This window comes from Cronobacter malonaticus LMG 23826, from assembly GCF_001277215.2.
In the GTDB taxonomy this organism is placed as follows: Bacteria; Pseudomonadota; Gammaproteobacteria; order Enterobacterales; family Enterobacteriaceae; genus Cronobacter; species Cronobacter malonaticus.
On record NZ_CP013940.1, the window covers coordinates 139,913 to 158,455 of the forward strand.

The 18,543-nt window shown below is 58.2% G+C and carries 14 protein-coding genes; 7 read left to right on the forward strand and 7 right to left on the reverse strand.

Translation table 11 applies throughout. The features are described 5' to 3' along the window. Window positions 1-15: 15 nt before the first annotated feature. The gene (gene glpG / locus AFK66_RS00610; protein ID WP_007778833.1) at window positions 16-846 is read left to right on the forward strand and encodes a rhomboid family intramembrane serine protease GlpG; all 831 of its coding nucleotides are present in this window, start codon (window positions 16-18) and stop codon (window positions 844-846) included. Between the two features lie 25 nt (window positions 847-871). After that, window positions 872-1,630 (forward strand): DeoR/GlpR family transcriptional regulator, encoded by a 759-nt coding sequence (locus AFK66_RS00615; protein ID WP_007702726.1) that lies wholly within the window; start codon window positions 872-874, stop codon window positions 1,628-1,630. A 163-nt stretch (window positions 1,631-1,793) separates the two neighbouring features. Here the strand turns inward: AFK66_RS00615 and malT are convergent, their stop codons facing one another. Then, window positions 1,794-4,499, reverse strand: a complete 2,706-nt coding sequence (gene malT, locus AFK66_RS00620) for an HTH-type transcriptional regulator MalT (RefSeq protein ID WP_032983113.1) — start codon at window positions 4,497-4,499, stop codon at window positions 1,794-1,796. A gap of 598 nt (window positions 4,500-5,097) precedes the next feature. Between malT and malP the strand changes: the two genes are divergently transcribed. The 3 genes from malP to cspE all read left to right on the forward strand — a co-directional run bounded on the left by malP (window position 5,098) and on the right by cspE (window position 10,102). Beyond that, the gene (gene malP, locus AFK66_RS00625) at window positions 5,098-7,500 is read left to right on the forward strand and encodes a maltodextrin phosphorylase (RefSeq protein WP_007778823.1); all 2,403 of its coding nucleotides are present in this window, start codon (window positions 5,098-5,100) and stop codon (window positions 7,498-7,500) included. A gap of 10 nt (window positions 7,501-7,510) precedes the next feature. Beyond that, window positions 7,511-9,619 (forward strand): 4-alpha-glucanotransferase, encoded by a 2,109-nt coding sequence (gene malQ / locus AFK66_RS00630; protein WP_007778820.1) that lies wholly within the window; start codon window positions 7,511-7,513, stop codon window positions 9,617-9,619. Between the two features lie 270 nt (window positions 9,620-9,889). Next, a complete protein-coding gene (gene cspE / locus AFK66_RS00635; RefSeq protein WP_004386389.1) occupies window positions 9,890-10,102 on the forward strand; it encodes a transcription antiterminator/RNA stability regulator CspE in 213 nt (70 codons plus the stop codon). A 158-nt stretch (window positions 10,103-10,260) separates the two neighbouring features. Here the strand turns inward: cspE and nfuA are convergent, their stop codons facing one another. Both nfuA and gntX read right to left on the reverse strand, forming a co-directional pair. Continuing rightward, window positions 10,261-10,836: a Fe-S biogenesis protein NfuA gene (nfuA, locus tag AFK66_RS00640; RefSeq protein WP_004386390.1), complete on the reverse strand. Its 576-nt coding sequence runs from the start codon at window positions 10,834-10,836 to the stop codon at window positions 10,261-10,263. Window positions 10,837-10,894: 58 nt separating this feature from the next. Next, the gene (gene gntX / locus AFK66_RS00645; RefSeq protein WP_007778816.1) at window positions 10,895-11,572 is read right to left on the reverse strand and encodes a DNA utilization protein GntX; all 678 of its coding nucleotides are present in this window, start codon (window positions 11,570-11,572) and stop codon (window positions 10,895-10,897) included. Window positions 11,573-11,611: 39 nt separating this feature from the next. Here gntX and bioH point away from each other — a divergent pair, with 39 nt between their 5' ends. Next, window positions 11,612-12,391 carry a pimeloyl-ACP methyl ester esterase BioH gene (gene bioH, locus AFK66_RS00650; RefSeq protein WP_007778812.1) on the forward strand — a complete coding sequence of 260 codons (780 nt, stop codon included), beginning with the start codon at window positions 11,612-11,614 and terminating at the stop codon, window positions 12,389-12,391. An 81-nt stretch (window positions 12,392-12,472) separates the two neighbouring features. After that, window positions 12,473-12,742, forward strand: coding sequence for a YdgH/BhsA/McbA-like domain containing protein (locus AFK66_RS00655; RefSeq protein ID WP_007778809.1), 270 nt, complete (start codon window positions 12,473-12,475; stop codon window positions 12,740-12,742). A gap of 48 nt (window positions 12,743-12,790) precedes the next feature. Here the strand turns inward: AFK66_RS00655 and feoC are convergent, their stop codons facing one another. From feoC to AFK66_RS00675, 4 genes are all read right to left on the reverse strand, one after another. Then, the gene (feoC, locus tag AFK66_RS00660; protein ID WP_032971975.1) at window positions 12,791-13,027 is read right to left on the reverse strand and encodes a [Fe-S]-dependent transcriptional repressor FeoC; all 237 of its coding nucleotides are present in this window, start codon (window positions 13,025-13,027) and stop codon (window positions 12,791-12,793) included. After that, window positions 13,027-15,342, reverse strand: a complete 2,316-nt coding sequence (feoB, locus tag AFK66_RS00665; RefSeq protein ID WP_023897849.1) for a Fe(2+) transporter permease subunit FeoB — start codon at window positions 15,340-15,342, stop codon at window positions 13,027-13,029. Before feoB ends, feoC begins: the two co-directional genes overlap by 1 nt. Before the next feature lie 26 nt (window positions 15,343-15,368). Further along, the gene (gene feoA, locus AFK66_RS00670) at window positions 15,369-15,593 is read right to left on the reverse strand and encodes a ferrous iron transporter A (protein WP_007778801.1); all 225 of its coding nucleotides are present in this window, start codon (window positions 15,591-15,593) and stop codon (window positions 15,369-15,371) included. 562 nt (window positions 15,594-16,155) lie between these two features. After that, complete coding sequence (locus AFK66_RS00675; RefSeq protein WP_023897850.1) at window positions 16,156-18,483, reverse strand: Tex family protein; 2,328 nt, start codon at window positions 18,481-18,483, stop codon at window positions 16,156-16,158. Window positions 18,484-18,543: the final 60 nt, after the last annotated feature.

Below are 18,543 nucleotides of genomic sequence, written 5' to 3' on the forward strand. Positions count from 1 at the left end.
AAAGAACGACTTGCTATGTTGATGATTAACTCGTTTGACAACCCGCGTCTCGCGCAGGCGTTTGTTGATTATATGGCCACCCAGGGCGTGATACTGGAAATCCAGCGGCATGACACCTGGGATATCTGGCTTGCCGATGAGGCGCAGGCGGAAAGGGTCAAAGCGGAGCTGAGCTATTTTCTCGCGCACCCGGGCGATCCGCGCTATCTCTCCGCGAGCTGGCAGACGGGGCAGCTGAACGCCGGTTTACAGTATCGCTCTTACCCATTTATGGCGAGCGTACGCGCCCACGCAGGCCCGCTGACGCTCGGCATGATGGCGCTGTGCATCGTCGCGTATCTCGCGATGAGCGTCATTGGTTCTCCGCAAGTGGCCGTCTGGCTTGCATGGCCGTTCGATCCCTCTCTCAAATTTCAACTCTGGCGCTATGTCAGCCCGCTGCTGCTGCACTTTTCCCTGCTGAGCCTGATCTTCAATCTGCTATGGTGGTGGTATCTTGCCGGTCCGCTGGAGCGTAGCGTTGGCAGCGGTAAGCTACTGACATTAACGCTGGTGACAGCGCTGGTGGGCGGCGTTATCCAGTATCAGATTGCCGGCCCGTGGTTCGGCGGTCTCGGCGGCGTAGTCTATGCGCTGGTCGGCTACGTCTGGCTGCGTGGCGAACGCGAGCCGGAAAGCGGGCTTTATCTGCCTCGCGGCATTCTGGTGTTTATGCTGCTGTGGCTCGCCATTGGCGGCCTGGGGCTGTTTGGCAACAAGACGGCGAATGCCGATCTGGTGGCGGGGATGCTGATTGGTCTGGCGATGGCCATGACGGATACCCTGCATGCGCGAAAACGAAAATAATACGGCAACACGTCAGGAGAAGGGTGTGAAGCAAACACAACGTCACGATGCCATTATTGAACTGGTCAAAAAACAGGGCTATGTGAGTACCGAAGAGCTGGTGGAGCAGTTTGCCGTCAGCCCGCAAACCATCCGTCGCGACCTCAACGATCTCGCAGAACAAAATATGATCCTGCGCCACCACGGCGGCGCGGCGTTACCGTCAAGCTCGGTCAATACTTCCTGGCATGACCGCAAGGCAACCCAGACGGCGGAAAAAGAGCGTATCGCCTATAAAGTGGCAAGCCAGATCCCCAACGGCGCGACGCTGTTTATCGATATCGGCACCACGCCGGAAGCGGTGGCGCACGCGCTGTTAAATCATGAGAATCTGCGTATCGTGACCAATAACCTGAACGTGGCGAATACGCTGATGGTGAAGGACGATTTCCGTATCATTCTGGCGGGCGGTGAGCTGCGCAGCCGCGACGGCGGGATTATCGGCGAGGCGACGCTCGATTTTATCTCTCAGTTCCGGCTCGATTTCGGCATTCTGGGCATCAGCGGTATCGACAGTGACGGCTCGCTGCTGGAGTTTGATTATCACGAAGTGCGCACCAAGCGCGCGATTATCGAGAACTCGCGCCACGTGATGCTGGTGGTGGATCACTCCAAGTTTGGCCGCAACGCGATGGTGAATTTAGGCAGTATCAGCCTTGTGGACGCGGTTTATACCGACACCATGCCGCCCGCCGGCGTGATGCAGGTGATTAACGCCAATAAGGTGCAGTTAGAGTTGTGTTGATGCCTTTGCGGTGAGGTGGGGTTTGCGGTGAGGTTGTTGGTGGAATGGCGGGTGCGCTTCGCTTACCCGCCCTACGATTCAGTTCATCGCAATATTATGTAGGGTGGGTAAGCGCAGCGCACCCACCGTGTATCCGCATCAATCGCCCTTATCAATGCCGCTTTTAAACCCCATACCCCATCATCTTCAACAACTGCTGTGCGTGCTGAACGGCGTCCTGACGGTGCGCCACGCCAAGCTTCTGATACAAATTGCGGATATGAGTTTTGATCGTGGTCGCCGCCACATCAAGCTCACCGGCAATCTGATCGTTGCTGTATCCGGAGTAGATAAGCCCCAGCACCTGCCATTCGCGCTGGGTCAGCGGGCTTGTGCGGATCAACTCCGGTACTTCCGGGTGGTTCAGCAGCTTATTGACGAAATTCTCATCAAAATGCGCGAACTTGTGGCGATGATGCTGGTTAATGTCACGCAAAATACGCTGCGCGCGATGCTGTTCGATCTCTGGCAGCGTATTGAGCTGCAACAGCTGACGCAACTGCTGCGCCATCGCTTCGCCTTCAATCACGAAATGGCTAATAAACCCGGTGCGGTTGGCCAGCGTTAACGCTTCCATCAGCACGCGCTGGGCGTCGCTTTTCCGTCCGGCATTCCAGTAAAGCTGGTTCAGCAATAGCAGGTTGCGGTTGATATCGCTCATCAGACGCAGGCTGCGGGCGTTTTCGTTAAGCTCTTCCAGCACCATCTCCGCGGGCTCGTAATCGCCAAGCAGGATCTGAACGCGGGCGATATTGCGCCACTGGCTTTGCAGGAAGTGGTTATTGGCGAAGGCCGGTTTCGGCGTCTGGCGTAGCCAGGCGGCGGCGGCGGCTTTATCGCCCGTCATCTGCCAGTAAATCACCCGCACTTTGTCGGCGTTAGAAACCCAGTCGCTGTGGTAATGGCCGTTACCGAGCAGATTTTCGAGACGGTTGAGGTGACTGCGGGCGTTGTCGAGGTCGCCGCGCGCCAGCGAGCACTGCACCAGCAGCGCCAGACACTGCAACTGCTGCTGCGGCTGGTAGCTCGCCAGAACGGTCATTCCAGTGCGCGCGCAGGCTTCCGCCTCATCAAGCCGCGCCCAGGCCCACAAGAGCTGTGCGCGAATACGCAGCAGGAACTCATGCAGCGGCAGCTGTTCCAGATGCTGCTCCTGAATAAGCGTAAAGGCTTTTTCCTGCGTCTCCCAGGCCGCCTGCAAAAAGCCCTGGGCGAAGAGAATTTCGCTCTGCTGGATAAGGCTCCAGAGCGCGTAGTGCCACACATCGTGACGGCGCGCCATCAGTTCGGTCTGCTGCATCACCGACAGCGATTTCGTTAAATCGCCTTTGCAGTGCAGCACTTCGCCGTGGACGGACGTCGCCACAATGCGACTGTAGAAATTCGCCAGCGGCAGTGTCTCCAGCGCGACCATCGCCAGCCGTTCGGCCTCGTCCGGGTCGCCGTCGTTAATCGCCACCTGGGCGCGCAGAGCGTTGAATTCGCCATGCAGCGTGTCGTCCATTTCTCCCTTCATCTCCTGCTCGGCACGCGCCAGCAGGGTGTTAACTTCGCTATAGCGATGCTGGCTTTGCATCAGCCAGGCCTGCAACAGTACAAGGCGCGGGTTCGCCAGCAGGCTTTCCCAGGGAAGGGCTTTTAAAGACTGTTCCAGCAGAGCGAGTTCACTGTGGTTGAACAGCCCCCAGGCGTGGTTAAGGAGAATATCGCGCAGCATACTGGCGTCGCCCGCCGCGAGCGCGTGGTGAATTGCCTCGCTCGGGAAACCCTGCGCCATCCAGCTCTCCGCCGCGGCGCGGTGGATATCCGGCAGCTCGGTTGACAGCTCCCACTGGCAGCGCTGACGCAGAAAGTTACCGAACAGCGGGTGGTAGCTGAACCATTCGCCGGAATCATCCATTCGCTGTAAAAACAGCCCCTGGCGCTCTATCTCTTCCAGCCGCATCTGACCGTTCTCTTCCCCGGTCACGCGCGCGATCAGCGCGTCGTTCATCGAACGCAGCAGGGCGCTTTTCAGTAAAAACTGACGGGTGTCGTTATCGACGTTATTCAGCACCTCATCGACCAGGTAATCGGAGAGGTGGCTGGCGTTAATGCCCGCCAGTCGGCGCGCCGACTGATGCACCGCGCCGGTATTCTGACGTGCCGAAAGCGCGATGAGCTGCAGCGCGGTAGCCCAGCCTGCGACATCGTCGCAAAGGCGGCTGCTCTGCGCCGGTTCGATGGGCTGGCTCAGTCGGCAGTCGAAAAACTGGCGCGCTTCCTGGTGCGTAAACGCAAGCTGCTGGCTGCCGATTTCGAGCAACTGTTCGCGCACGCGCAGGTTGGCGATACCCAGTTGCGGCAGGTTGCGCGAGAGCACCACCAGCGTCAGATGATCGGGCTGATGGCGCAGGAAGAAGCGCATCGCCTCGTGAATAACCGGATTGGTGATGAGATGGTAATCATCAATCACCAGAAAGAGCGGGCGCGGCCAGTCAGCCAGCTCGATGAAAAGCTGCGCAAACAGGGAGGAGAGGTTCGCGTACTGACGTTTCTGGGCCATCACTTCGCTGCTGGCGCAGTGTCCGCCCGTCGCCTGCTGAATGGCGGCGATAAGATAGCTGGCGAAGCGCTCCGGTTGGTTATCGCCTTCATCAAGCGAATACCAGCCCAGCTCGGTTTTCCCGGCGGCCCACTGGGAAATTAACGTCGTTTTTCCGTAGCCGGCGGGGCTGTTGATAAGCGCCAGCCGGTAGTTGCTAGCGCCGGATAATTTAGCCAGCAGACGTTCACGAACCACAGTGTGTTCAAGACGAACCGGGCGACTTAACTTAGACGGTATCAACATAGGATCACTTCACTGTGCAGGAGGCAAAGAGATGACGATTTTTTTTGAGCTTCGTAATTAATACTAAATTAAGGTCGGACAGAATCCGTCCGAATGCAAGTTATGTCCTTTTTTGGGCACGTTAAAGTTGCACTCTGTCACATTTCCATTTTTTCTGTGAATATTTCGCCCCCGTTCGTCTGCGAAGGCCGTTGGCTCTGGCTTTGCGTTAAGGCGTGGATGATTTTATTTCGCCACTGGCACAGTAAACCTTGCAAACCTGCCATATTTTCAGTGGGTTTTGTGCGCAGAATCACCGTAAAAAGGCGCCAGAAGGGAGCTGAAGCGTTATTTTTAGTGAGAATTCGTTTCCGCTGTAACAGCGCTCCCGCTTTCGCGTGCTCTTAAGGGGAACATGTCGAATGAAGCGGTACGTTTTGCAGATGTTCCCGCAGGTTTTACCGCTTTTTGTAGGGGTTTTAGTGCCATAGATCACAGTTTTTGCTACTACCCGTTTCTCCTCCCTGGCTAATCCTGCGCAGGATGAGGAATTCGCAAAGAGGGCCGGGCAAACTAGCGGAAATTCTCCTTATTTTTTGCTACAGGACCCCGATTTACTATGTCACAGCCCACCTTTAATCCGACCGAATTTGAGGCTGCGCTGACCCGTCAGTGGCAGCGTTTTGGTTTACATAGTGCCAAAGAAATGACGCAGCGCCAGTGGTGGCAGGCGGTCAGCGGCGCGCTCTCAGAAATGCTCGTGGCGATCCCGGCGCATCAGCCGCAGGCGAAACAGCGCCACGTCAACTACATCTCGATGGAATTTCTGATTGGCCGTCTGACCGGCAACAACCTGCTGAATCTCGGCTGGCACGATGAAGTGAGTCGCATTCTGGAAAGCCACAACATTCATCTGGGCGATCTGCTGGAGCAGGAAACCGACCCGGCGCTTGGCAACGGTGGTCTGGGCCGTCTGGCGGCTTGCTTTTTGGATTCGATGGCGACCGTTGGACAATCCGCAACCGGGTATGGCCTGAACTACCAGTACGGCCTGTTCCGCCAGTCTTTCGAAGACGGCAAACAGATGGAAGCGCCGGATGACTGGCACCGCCGCAGCTACCCGTGGTTCACGCATAACGAGGCGCTGGATGTGCAGGTCGGCATCGGCGGTAAAGTCATCAAAGAGGGAAAAGCCGCGCGCTGGGTGCCAGGGTTCATCATTACCGGCGAAGCGTGGGATCTGCCGGTCGTGGGCTACCGTAACAGCGTGGCGCAGCCGCTGCGTCTGTGGCAGGCGACGCACGCGCATCCGTTCGATCTGACCAAATTCAACGATGGCGATTTCCTGCGTGCCGAGCAGCAGGGCATCGACGCGGAAAAACTGACCAAAGTTCTCTACCCGAACGACAACCATCAGGCGGGTAAAAAGCTGCGCCTGATGCAGCAATATTTCCAGTGCGCCTGTTCCGTGGCTGATATTCTGCGCCGCCATCATCTGGCGGGCCGCAAACTGGCTGAACTGCCGGATCACGAAGTCATCCAGCTCAACGACACGCACCCGACCATCGCTATCCCGGAACTGCTGCGCGTACTGATCGACGAGCATCAGCTGAGCTGGGACGACGCCTGGGCGATCACCAGCCGCACCTTCGCCTACACTAACCACACCCTGATGCCGGAAGCGCTAGAGTGCTGGGACGAGCGCCTGATCCGCACGCTGCTGCCGCGTCATATGCAGATTATCAAAGAGATCAACACGCGCTTTAAAAAATTGGTAACCAAAACCTGGCCTGGCGACGAGTCGGTCTGGGCGAAACTTGCCGTGGTACACAACGGCCAGGTGCGCATGGCGAATCTCTGCGTGGTGAGCGGCTTTGCGGTGAACGGCGTAGCGGCGCTGCACTCCGATCTGGTCGTCAAAGATCTGTTCCCGGAATATCACCAGCTCTGGCCGAACAAATTCCACAACGTGACCAACGGCATTACGCCGCGCCGCTGGATCAAACAGTGCAACCCGGCACTGGCGGCGCTTATCGACAAAACGCTGAAAAAAGAGTGGGTAAACGATCTCGATGTGCTGGCCGGCCTTGAGAAATATGCCGACGACGCGGCATTCCGCAAAGCTTACCGCACCATCAAGCAGGAAAATAAACAGCGTCTGGCGGCGTATATCCACGCCCGCACCGGCATTGAAATCAACCCGAACGCGCTGTTTGACGTGCAGATCAAACGCCTGCATGAGTACAAACGCCAGCATCTCAACCTGCTGCATATCCTGGCGCTGTATAAAGAAATTCGTGAAAACCCGAACGCGAACCGCGTGCCGCGCGTCTTCCTGTTCGGCGCAAAAGCCGCGCCGGGTTACTACCTCGCGAAGAATATCATCTACGCTATCAACAAAGTCGCGCAGGCGGTGAATAACGATCCGCAGGTCGGCGATAAGCTGAAAGTGGTCTTCCTGCCGGATTACAACGTCTCGGTCGCCGAGATGATGATCCCGGCGGCGGATATCTCCGAGCAGATCTCGACCGCCGGTAAAGAAGCGTCCGGCACCGGCAACATGAAGCTGGCGCTTAACGGCGCGCTCACCGTCGGCACGCTGGATGGCGCGAACGTCGAGATTGCCGAGCAGGTGGGCGAAGAGAATATCTTTATCTTCGGCCACACGGTTGAAGAAGTAAAAGCGCTGAAAGCCAAAGGGTATGACCCGGTGAAATGGCGCAAGAAAGACAAACTGCTGGATGAAGTGCTCAAAGAGCTGGAAAAAGGCGTCTACGCGGACGGCGACAAACACGCTTTCGATCAGATGCTGCACAGCCTCGGGAAACAGGGCGGCGACCCGTACCTGGTGATGGCGGACTTCGCGGCCTATGTTGAAGCCCAGAAGCAGGTGGATGTGCTCTACCGCGACCAGGAAGCCTGGACCCGCGCGGCAATCCTCAACACCGCGCGCTGCGGCATGTTCAGCTCTGACCGCTCCATCCGGGATTATCAGCAACGTATCTGGCAGGCAAAACGCTAAAGGAGCCGCCATGGAAAGCAAACGCCTTGACTCCTCCGCCCTTGCGGCGGGGATTAGCCCTAACTACATCAATGCGCACGGCAAACCGCAGGCGATTGGCGCTGAGACCAAACGGCGTTTGCTGGAAGCGATGAACCCGGAGGCCGCGCCGAAAGCGGCCGATAAATCGCCGCTGCCGCCGGTAAAAGTGGTGGCGAAAAGCCGTCGTATGCAGTTAACGCCGCAGGGCCGCGGCGATTATCACTGGCTGCTGACCAGCGAAACCGGCGAGCAGTTTAGCGGCAACGCGCGCGGCGGCGAGGCATTGACGCTGCCGGCAAAGCTTGACGAGGGGTATCACACGCTGACGCTCACGCGTGACGATAGCCGCTGGCACTGCCGGCTTATCGTCGCGCCGAAGCGCTGCTATGAGCCGCAGGCGCTGCGTGAAGGTAAAAAACTCTGGGGCGCGTGCGTCCAGCTTTATACGCTGCGCTCGCAAAATAACTGGGGCATCGGGGATTTCGGCGATCTGCAAGCGATGCTGAATGAAGTCGGGTCGCGCGGCGGCGCGTTTATCGGTTTAAACCCGATCCACGCGCTCTATCCGGCAAATCCGGAGAGCGCAAGCCCGTACAGCCCGTCGTCCCGCCGCTGGCTTAACGTGATTTATATCGACGTAAACGCGGTGGAGGATTTCAGGCGCAGCGATGAGGCGCAGGCGTGGTGGAAGCTCAAATCCACGCAGCAGGCGCTGAAAGCGGCCCGGGAGTCGCAGTGGGTCGATTACTCCACCGTGACCATGCTGAAGCTCACCGCGCTGAAAATGGCCTGGGCGCGCTTCTCCACGCGCGGCCCGGATGATGACGATGTGGTGGCGTTTCGCGATTTCGTGGCGCGCGCGGGCGAAAGCCTCTACTGGCAGGCGGCGTTCGACGCCATCCACGCCTGGCAGGCGCAGGAAGATCCGATGCGCTGGGGCTGGCCCGCCTGGCCGAAAGCGTATCAGAACACCAGCAGCCCGGAAGTGCAGGCGTTTTGTAAAAACCGCGCTGATGAGGTCGATTTTTATCTCTGGCTGCAATGGCTCGCCTATGAACAGTTCGCCCGCTGCTGGGAGACCAGTCAGTCGCACGAGATGCCGATCGGGCTGTATCGCGATCTGGCGGTCGGCGTGGCGGAAGGCGGCGCGGAAACCTGGTGCGACCGCGAGCTGTACTGTCTGAAGGCGTCGGTTGGCGCGCCGCCGGATATTCTGGGGCCGCTCGGTCAGAACTGGGGCCTGCCGCCGATGGATCCGCACGTGATGCAGGCGCGCGCTTACGAGCCGTTTATCGAGCTGCTGCGCGCCAATATGACGAACTGCGGCGCGCTGCGCATCGACCATGTGATGTCCCTGCTGCGCCTGTGGTGGATCCCGTATGGCGAAACGGCGGATAAAGGCGCGTATGTGCAGTATCCGGTCGACGATCTTCTGGCGATCCTCGCGCTTGAAAGCCAGCGCCACCGCTGCATGGTGATCGGCGAAGATCTCGGTACGGTTCCGGCGGAAATCGTCGGCAAGCTGCGCGACAGCGGCGTCTATTCGTACAAAGTGCTCTACTTTGAAAACGAAGGCGGCAGTCGCTTCCGCGCGCCGAAGCGCTGGACATCGCAGGCGATGGCGGTGGCAACCACACACGATCTGCCGACGCTGCGCGGCTACTGGGAGAGCGGCGATTTAACGCTTGGGAAAACGCTCGGGCTTTATCCCGACGAAGAGGTGTTAAAAGGGCTTTACGCCGATCGCGAGCGGGCCAAACAGGGTTTGCTGGAGAGCCTGCACCAGCATGGCTGCCTGCCGAAACGCGCAGGGCATCACGCCACGCGCATGAAAATGGGCGCCACGCTGAACCGCGCGCTCCAGCGCTATATCGCCGACAGCAACAGCGCGCTGCTCGGTCTGCAGCCGGAAGACTGGCTGGATATGGCGCAGCCGGTCAATGTGCCGGGCACCAGCGACCAGTATAAAAACTGGCGGCGTAAGCTGACTGTGGGGCTGGAGGCGATGTTTGCCGACGACACCGTGAACCGGTTGATTAAAGATCTGGATAAACGCCGCCGCGCCGCGTCGGCGGGTAAGCCTGCAAAACGTAAGTAACCGCTCGCCCCTGCGCCGCGTAAACCGCGCAGGGGCGACTATTTTTCACGGACGCAATAAAAAGCTTGCGTTGTGTGAGCCATCATGCGTTAATGCACTCCTCGGTTTGCGAGACAGACCCGTCGAAAAGCAGTTTAGTAAAGCAGTTCTCATTTCAAGTGTTATCCCAAGATATCCCTTCTTTTTGAGTCTCCTCCATAAGCGCTAAGTAAATTCTGTTATGCAGGCCACGCAACGCCGTAAGGCTCAATGATTTTTTAAGGTGATAACATGTCTGACAAAATGACTGGTTTAGTAAAATGGTTTAACGCGGAAAAAGGTTTCGGCTTCATCACTCCGGACAACGGCAGCAAGGACGTTTTCGTTCACTTCTCCGCTATCCAGAACAACGGCTTCAAAACCCTGGAAGAAGGCCAGAAGGTCTCTTTCTCCGTTGAAAGCGGCGCGAAAGGCCCGGCAGCTGCGAACGTAACTGCCATCTAATCGCTCGCTCTGCGCGGTTTCCGACAGCGATGATGGGTCAGCCCTGAGCAGTGAAATCGACGCAAAAAAGAACCCGCCTTGTGCGGGTTTTTTATTCCGAGGATACGCGAAAAAAAAGCCCGCTGAAAGCGGGCTTTTTTAATGGCGGGCGATAGCGCTTAGTAGTAAGAGTGCTCGCCGCGCTGGTGTTCGGTGAGATCGCGCACGCCTTTGAGTTCCGGGAACTCGTTCAGCAGTTGCTTCTCAATACCCTCTTTCAGGGTCACGTCCACCATGGAACAGCCGTTGCAGCCGCCGCCAAACTGCAGAATGGCGTAGCCTTCGTCGGTGATTTCCATCAGCGTGACGCGACCGCCGTGGCCTGCCAGCTGCGGGTTGATCTGCGACTGCAGCATATACTCCACGCGCTCCATCAGCGGCGCGTCATCCGCCACTTTACGCATTTTCGCGTTAGGCGCTTTCAGCGTCAGCTGCGAGCCCAACTGGTCGGTGACAAAATCGATTTCCGCATCTTCCAGATACGGCGCGCTCAGCTCGTCGACATAGGCGGTGAGCAGGTCGAATTTCAGTGCGGTATCCGTAGCTTCCACGGCGTCTGGCGGGCAGTAGGACACGCCGCATTCAGCATTCGGGGTGCCTGGATTGATAACGAATACGCGGATCTGCGTCCCTTCTTCCTGGCTTGCCAGTAGCTTGGCAAAGTGTGCCTGGGCGGCATCGGAAATACGGATCATAGCAATGGCCTAATAGTTGACTATTTTAGTTGGTTATAATACGCCCATCATCGAGGCTCTACAAGGTTCGACACAGGCACCATACCTGGACAGTCGCCGCGCCGTTGCGCTTAAGCAGGCGCGCGATTTGGGCAACAGCACTGCCTGTTGTGACGACATCATCCACAATAACGATATGGAGACCCGCCACCGGTAATTCAACCCGAAAGGCGTTTTTCAGGTTGCTGCGCCGCTGCCTGGCGTTAAGCTGCCGTTGGGGTGGGGCGGCTTTAATGCGCACCACCGCATCCGGCGCGTAGCGTATCCCGAGCCAGCGTGACAGCGCCTTAGCGATAAGTGCGCTTTGGTTAAAACCTCGTCGCCAGGCGCGTGAGCGGTGCAGCGGCACGCTAATGATAAGGTCCGCCGCAGGAAGCGCGTCAGCGTGTTTCGCTGCCAGAATTTTTAGCAGCAACAGACGGGCGAGCGCGGGCGCAAGCGCGGTGCGTCCCTGGAATTTCAACTGATGCACCAGCCCGCTTACCGGCGGCGCGTAGTCGCTCGCGGCGAGCAGCCGCTGCCAGACGGGTGGTTTTTGCAGGCAGCGGCCGCACGGCTGCGTCTCAAGCGCGGCAGGCAGGCCGCACTGCGGGCATACCGCCACCTGTCGCCGCCGCTGGCAGCGCGAACAAATTCCCCAGCCCGCCACGCGCAGCGGCATCCGGCATAGCCAACACATCCCCGGTATTGTTAGCATGACGACCTCCTTGTACATCAATCATGAGAAGAGTAACGGATGAATGACATCTGGTGGCAGACCACGGGCGAAGGAAATTGTCATCTTGTGCTGCTGCACGGGTGGGGGCTGAATGCCGAAGTGTGGCGTTGCATTTCGCAGGAATTAAGCTCGCACTTTACGCTGCATCTGGTAGACCTGCCGGGTTACGGGCGCAGCCAGGGCTATGGCGCGCTGACGCTCGACGAGATGGCGCGCCTGGTGGCGAACCGCGCACCCGAACGCGCCATCTGGCTCGGCTGGAGTCTCGGCGGTCTGGTGGCAAGCCAGGTCGCGCTCAATGAACCGTCGCGGGTTGACGCGCTGGTGACGGTTGCCTCATCGCCCTGTTTTCAGGCGGGCGACGACTGGCCCGGCATTAAGCCGGAAGTCTTAAGCGGTTTTCAGCGTCAGCTGAGCGAGGATTTTCAGCGTACGGTCGAGCGTTTTCTCGCGCTGCAAACGCTCGGCACCGAGACGGCGCGCCAGGACGCGCGCGTGTTGAAATCCATCGTGCTGGCGCAGCCGATGCCTGACGCCGCGGTGCTGAACGGCGGACTGGAGATCCTGAAAACCGCCGATCTGCGAGAGGCGCTCACCGCCTGGCAGGGGCCGTTTTTACGCCTCTACGGGCGTCTCGATGGGCTGGTGCCGCGCAAGATCGCCGCGCTGCTTGATGAACGCTTTCCTGACAGCGAATCGCAGATATTTGAGAAAGCCGCCCATGCGCCGTTCATCTCTCATCCGCGTGAATTCTGCGATACGCTGCTGGCGCTGAAGGCTCGCCTGGCAAACCGGTAAAAGCACGCCATACTTTAGATGTCATTGTTATCGGGCGTTTTTATCCCGCCCTTCACATCATCTGAGCAGGGAGTCATTACTATGAAATTACGCACCGGTATGCTGTTGTCTGTGGTTGTGGGTTCGCTCTCTTTTGGCGCGATGGCGGCGGAAGAGTTGCAGAAAGATAAAGTCAAAGAGATGAATCTCACCAAAATCGGCACTATCGTCTCTGACAGAGGCACCGCGCCGATGGATGCGAAAGCCGAACTGGTTAAGAAAGCTGATGAGATGGGTGGCAAATATTATGTCATCACCAGCGGCGAAAAAACCGGCAAAGATATTCACGCCACGGCGGACGTCTATAAATAAGACGTGTAGCACTAAGAAAAAGGGCGGGCATTATGCCCGCCCTGTCTGTTACCGCAATTGCCAGACCTCTTTACGGCACGCCTTGCCCTCCGGGCAGTGGCGGCAGCTGCCGCTCAGGCACGCTGACAGCCACTCTTCCTGACGTTCCGCTTTTCCCATCGCCTCCAGGCGGCTGAGCATCGCGTTGACCAGCGGCAGCGGGGTGGCGAGCTGTTCGCTGATACGCTGCGCGTCCATTCTTCCCGAGAGCGCCAGCAGATCGCGCACGTCGATTAGCGTTGCCATCAGTGACACTCCCCGGCGGGGGTTTCACAACAGCGGGCCTCGCGGCGCGGTGCCAGCAGGCTGACATCGACCCGGCTGCGCGCCCGGCGCAGCGTGGTCAGCAGCGCGATGTTAAACAGGATGACTGCCGCTATCGCCGTAAAGCTATAGAGCGAATGCGTCTGGAAGGTCGCGCCCTGGTAGAACAGCGTCGCCAGCGAATACGCGATATTCAGCCCCCAGAGAATTGAAAAGCCCATCCAGCCGCGGCTCGATTCGCGGGCGATAGCGCCCATCACCGAGATGCAAGGAATGTAGAGCAGCACGAAGATCAGATAACTATAAGCGGCGGCTTCGCTGCCAAATTTCGCGCTCATCACGCCCATCGCGCCGGTCGCCATCTCGCCGTCGCCTTTGCTTGCCTCAATCGGGTTCGCCAGCACGCGCAGGCTGAACGTGTCTTTCAGGCTCTGCCAGGTTTCCGCCAGCGCGCCGGTCAGCTCGTCTTTCAGGCTAAAGCTCGCGGCGTCGAACGGGGCTTCATGGATGTTTTCGGCGGTATAAAGCGTGTTCAGCGTGCCGACCACCACTTCTTTCGCCATCGCGCCGGTGAATAACCCGACGGTGGCCTGCCAGTTATCTTCATGAACACCGATGGGTTTTAACAGCGGCGTCAGTACACGGCTGACGGAGGCCAGTGCGGAGTCGTTAATGTTGTCCACGGTCTTGCCGCTGAACGAAAAGCTGTTCAGCGCGCCAATGAACACACTGACAATGACGATGACTTTCCCGGCGCGCAACACAAAGCCTTTCAGGCGCTGCCAGGTTTGCAGCAGCAGGCTTTTCAGGTGCGGTACGTGATAGACCGGCAGCTCCATCACAAACGGCGTGGCTTCGCCGCGCATGATCGTATATTTCAGCATCAGGCCGGTCAGAATGGCCATCACGATGCCGAGCAGATAGAGCGAAAAGACCACCAGCGCGCCCTGCTGGCCAAAAAAGGCGGCGGCGAATACCGCGAAAATCGCCAGCCGCGCGCCGCAGGACATAAACGGCGCCATCATAATCGTCATCAGCCGTTCGCGCGGCGCATCCAGCGTGCGCGCACCCATCACCGACGGCACGTTGCAGCCAAAGCCGACAATCAGCGGAACGAACGATTTACCCGGCAGGCCCAGCGCCTGCATGAGGCGATCCATTACAAACGCCGCGCGGGCCATATAACCTGAATCTTCAAGAAACGACAGAAACAGGTACATCATGCCGATTTGCGGCACAAGCGGCAGCACGGTGTTAATACCGCCGCCAATCCCCTGGGCCAGGAACAGCGTCAGCCAGGCGGGGAAATGCAACGTATAGCCAACCCATTGCAGACCGTGAATGAAAACTGCCACGGAGCCTGCGTCAAAAATCGGCTGCAACGCGCCGCCGATGTTAATGGCGAGCAGAAACATCAGATACATCACGCCAAGAAAGATGGGCAGGCCCAGAAAACGGTTGAGAATGATGTTATCCAGCGCGGCCGTGAGGCGGTGCGGCTCGGCGGTGAGGCTGTTACTGACGGCGTCGCAAATCGTCGAAATGCTCTGATAGCGGGCGTCAACGATGTGCAGCGCCGGGTCGTCAAGCTGGCTTTCAAGCTGCGCCTGGATTTGCGGGAGCCGTGCGGCGGCGTCGCTCGCAATGCTGCGGCTGTAGATATCGCCTTCGAGCAGTTGCAGCCCGAGCCAGCGGCGCTGCCGGGCGGGGAGGTCGCCGGGCATCGCTGCCGCCAGGGCTTCTGCCGCCTCAAAAAGCGGCGCCGGATAATGGACGTGCTCCATATTTTCGTTACGCTGGTGGCGATCAATGGCGAGTTTCAGACTGCCGATTCCGCGCGCGCGGGTAGACACCAGCGGCACCACCGGGCAGCCAAGGCGGGTCGCCAGCGCGTCAATATCAATGCGGATATTTTGCTTTTCAGCGATATCCAGCATATTGAGCGCGACCACGCATGGGATGCCAAGCTCCAGCAGTTGCAGCGTCAGGTAGAGATTGCGCTCAAGGTTGGAGGCGTCCACCACGTTTATCAGCATGTCCGCCTCACCGCTAAGGATGTAGTGGCAGGCGATCTGTTCATCGAGCGAGGTCTGCGAGGAGATAGTGGTGAGAGAGTAGGTGCCAGGCAAATCGACCAGCGTCACCTGATGATTGGTCGTCGCGAAGCTGCCTTCTTTACGTTCGACCGTTACGCCTGCCCAGTTGCCCACGCGCTGCCGCGCGCCGGTGAGCTGGTTAAACAGCGTGGTTTTGCCGGAGTTGGGATTGCCGATTAAGCCAATGGTTAATTTTTTCATTTGCGTTAACTCAACACAGAATAAGGTCAGCGGGCCGCTTCAACCTGCAAAAGCGCCAGATCTTTTTTTCGCAGCACCAGGCTTACGCGTCGGGTTTCGATATGAATCGGGTCGCCCAGCGGGGCAACGCGTTTTATCTCGAATGACGAGCCAGGCAACATGCCGAGTGATAATAATTTCTGGCGGTAAGCCGGGCTAATTTCCCGGGCAAAACCCGTAATTTTCCAGCTACTGTTAGGTGTGAATTGCATAGGACCTGCTTATTCCGAATGCGCTCAGCGGCGGTGAACCGTGGCGATACAACGGCCGGGAGCCGATTATTGCGCGGGAAGGTAGTGTTTATCTGATTAAGATGGTAATGAGAATGGTTTTTATCTTCAATAGAATATTGCAGCGCAGCGAGACTTTTTGAGGTTTATTTGTTCTGGCGCAAAAAATGCGGCATGAGGTATTTGCAATAAAACTTTTCAATTTATTTATGCTTTATTTTTTATTTAATTACATTTTAAGCCAATGGTGTTTTATTACTGCACGCATTTAGTGTGTTATTTATTTTCGCCTATTGTTATTTAAATGAAAAATGTAACCGCGTACATATTTTCATTTATTTCCGAATGTGAGGTTTTTTAATACGGCGTAGTGGTTTGGCCGTGGATGAAAGATGGGTGCGCTGCGCTTACCCACCTTACTGAACCAAAACGTCTGTCAAAACGTAGGGCGGGTAAGCGAAGCGCACCCGCCAGTGGCTTCATTCAAAAATAATAAAAAAGGCCGGTCTCCCGGCCTTTCTTGTTCCACTGCCACGACGGCGGATTACCGCTTTTTACCGAACGCGGCGGCGAGCGCGTCGCTCATCGCGCTGTTGCCGCCTGCGCCGCTGTCGCGCGCCGGTTTACGGTTATTCTGCGCCGGACGCTTCTGCGCCTCGCGGTTACTACCGCCGCCGCGCCGCGCGTTGCCTTCGCCTGGCTGCTCGTCGAGACGCATGGTCAACGCGATACGCTTACGCGGCAAATCGACTTCCAGCACCTTCACCTTCACGATATCGCCCGCTTTCACCACGGTGTGCGGATCCTCGACGAATTTGTCGGAGAGCGACGAGATATGCACCAGGCCATCCTGATGCACGCCGATATCCACAAACGCGCCGAAATTGGTCACGTTGGTCACCGCGCCTTCCAGCACCATGCCCGGCTGCAGATCGTTCATCGTCTCCACGCCTTCGGCGAACTGAGCGGTTTTGAACTCCGGGCGCGGGTCGCGGCCGGGTTTTTCCAGCTCTTTGATAATGTCGGTCACGGTCGGCACGCCGAAACGTTCGTCGGTAAAATCCACCGCCTTCACGTTACGCAGCGCGCTGCTGTTGCCCATCAGATCGCGCAGCGACTGCTCCGTCGCCGCCAGAATGCGCTCCACCACTGGATAGGCTTCCGGGTGAACCGTTGAGGCGTCGAGCGGGTTATCGCCGTGGTTAATACGCAGGAAGCCCGCGCACTGCTCAAACGCTTTCGGCCCCAGACGGCTGACTTTCAGCAACTGCTGGCGGTTGCGGAACTGACCGTTCTCATCGCGCCAGGCCACAATGTTCTGCGCCATCATGCGCGTCAGGCCCGCCACGCGGGTCAGCAGCGGCACCGACGCGGTGTTGAGATCGACGCCCACGGCGTTCACGCAGTCTTCCACCACCGCGTCCAGTTTACGCGCGAGCTGGCTCTGGCTGACGTCATGCTGATACTGGCCCACGCCAATGGATTTCGGATCGATTTTCACCAGTTCCGCCAGCGGATCCTGCAAACGACGGGCGATAGAGACCGCGCCTCGCAGCGATACATCGAGATCCGGGAACTCCTGCGCCGCCAGCTCAGAGGCGGAATACACCGATGCGCCCGCTTCGCTGACAATGACTTTCTGCGCCGTCACTTTCGGGAACTGCTTCTGCACGTCGAGGAAGAAACGCTCGGTTTCGCGGGAGGCGGTGCCGTTGCCGATAGCGACCAGCTCCACATTGTGCTTCTCGCACAGCGCGGCGATGACGACCGCCGCTTTCGCCGCCTGGCCGGTGTGCGGATAGACGGTATCGGTCGCCACCAGTTTGCCGGTGGCGTCAACCACCGCCACTTTTACGCCGGTACGCAGGCCCGGATCGAGGCCCATCGTGGCACGCAGCCCGGCAGGTGCGGCCATCAGCAGGTCGTGCAGGTTACGGGCGAACACGTTAATCGCCTCGTCTTCGGCGCGCTCGCGCAGCGTGCTCATCAGTTCGGTTTCCAGATGCATCAGCACTTTGATGCGCCAGGTCCAGCTCACGACGCCTTTACCCCAGCTGTCGGCCGGGGCATTATTCAGGCGCAGGCCAAGATGATCGGTAATAATCTGTTCGCAGTAGCTTTCGCGCGGTGGCTCGTCGAATTGCGGGTCGGCGTTCAGCGAGAGCTGCAACACCCCTTCGTTGCGACCGCGGAACATGGCCAGCGCGCGGTGCGACGGCACCGTGGCGATCGGTTCGTGGTGGGCGAAATAGTCGCGGAATTTCGCGCCTTCTTCCTCTTTGCCGGGCACCACGGTGGACACCAGATGCGCGTTTTTCCACAGGTAGTCGCGCACTTTGGCGAGCAGCGCCGCGTCTTCGGCAAAGCGCTCCATCAGGATATAACGCGCGCCGTCGAGCGCGGCTTTGGTGTCGGCCACGCCGTTATCGGCATTAATAAATTTTGCGGCTTCCGCTTCCGGGTCGTGGGACGGCTCGTTCCACAGCAGGTCGGCGAGCGGCTCAAGGCCCGCTTCAATCGCTATCTGTCCGCGGGTGCGGCGCTTCGGCTTGTAAGGCAGGTAAAGGTCTTCAAGCTCGGTTTTGCTCTGGGTGCCGGTAATGGCCGCCTGAAGTTCATCGGTCAGTTTGCCCTGATCGGCAATCGATTTGAGGATAGCCGCACGGCGCTCTTCGAGTTCGCGCAAATAACCCAGACGCGTCTCCAGCTGGCGCAACTGGGTGTCGTCCAGACCGCCGGTGACCTCCTTACGATAGCGTGCGATAAACGGCACGGTGTTCCCTTCATCAAGCAGGCGAATGGCAGCGTCTACCTGTTCAGCCCTGGCCTGAAGCTCACTGGCGATAATACGACTGAGCGAATCATTCATCATGGCAATATCATCTGTTATGTACAAAAAGTCAGGGCACAGTTATACGGACTGAAGGGTAAA

Coding starts and splice junctions, on each gene's coding strand:
- bioH (WP_007778812.1), top strand. CDS start 11,612: ATGAATGACATCTGGTGGCAGACCACGGGCGAAGGAAATTGTCATCTT.
- glpG (WP_007778833.1), top strand. CDS start 16: ATGTTGATGATTAACTCGTTTGACAACCCGCGTCTCGCGCAGGCGTTT.
- malQ (WP_007778820.1), top strand. CDS start 7,511: ATGGAAAGCAAACGCCTTGACTCCTCCGCCCTTGCGGCGGGGATTAGC.
- nfuA (WP_004386390.1), bottom strand. CDS start 10,836: ATGATCCGTATTTCCGATGCCGCCCAGGCACACTTTGCCAAGCTACTG.
- gntX (WP_007778816.1), bottom strand. CDS start 11,572: ATGCTAACAATACCGGGGATGTGTTGGCTATGCCGGATGCCGCTGCGC.
- cspE (WP_004386389.1), top strand. CDS start 9,890: ATGTCTGACAAAATGACTGGTTTAGTAAAATGGTTTAACGCGGAAAAA.
- feoA (WP_007778801.1), bottom strand. CDS start 15,593: ATGCAATTCACACCTAACAGTAGCTGGAAAATTACGGGTTTTGCCCGG.
- malT (WP_032983113.1), bottom strand. CDS start 4,499: ATGTTGATACCGTCTAAGTTAAGTCGCCCGGTTCGTCTTGAACACACT.
- feoC (WP_032971975.1), bottom strand. CDS start 13,027: ATGGCAACGCTAATCGACGTGCGCGATCTGCTGGCGCTCTCGGGAAGA.
- feoB (WP_023897849.1), bottom strand. CDS start 15,342: ATGAAAAAATTAACCATTGGCTTAATCGGCAATCCCAACTCCGGCAAA.
- malP (WP_007778823.1), top strand. CDS start 5,098: ATGTCACAGCCCACCTTTAATCCGACCGAATTTGAGGCTGCGCTGACC.
- AFK66_RS00655 (WP_007778809.1), top strand. CDS start 12,473: ATGAAATTACGCACCGGTATGCTGTTGTCTGTGGTTGTGGGTTCGCTC.
- AFK66_RS00675 (WP_023897850.1), bottom strand. CDS start 18,483: ATGATGAATGATTCGCTCAGTCGTATTATCGCCAGTGAGCTTCAGGCC.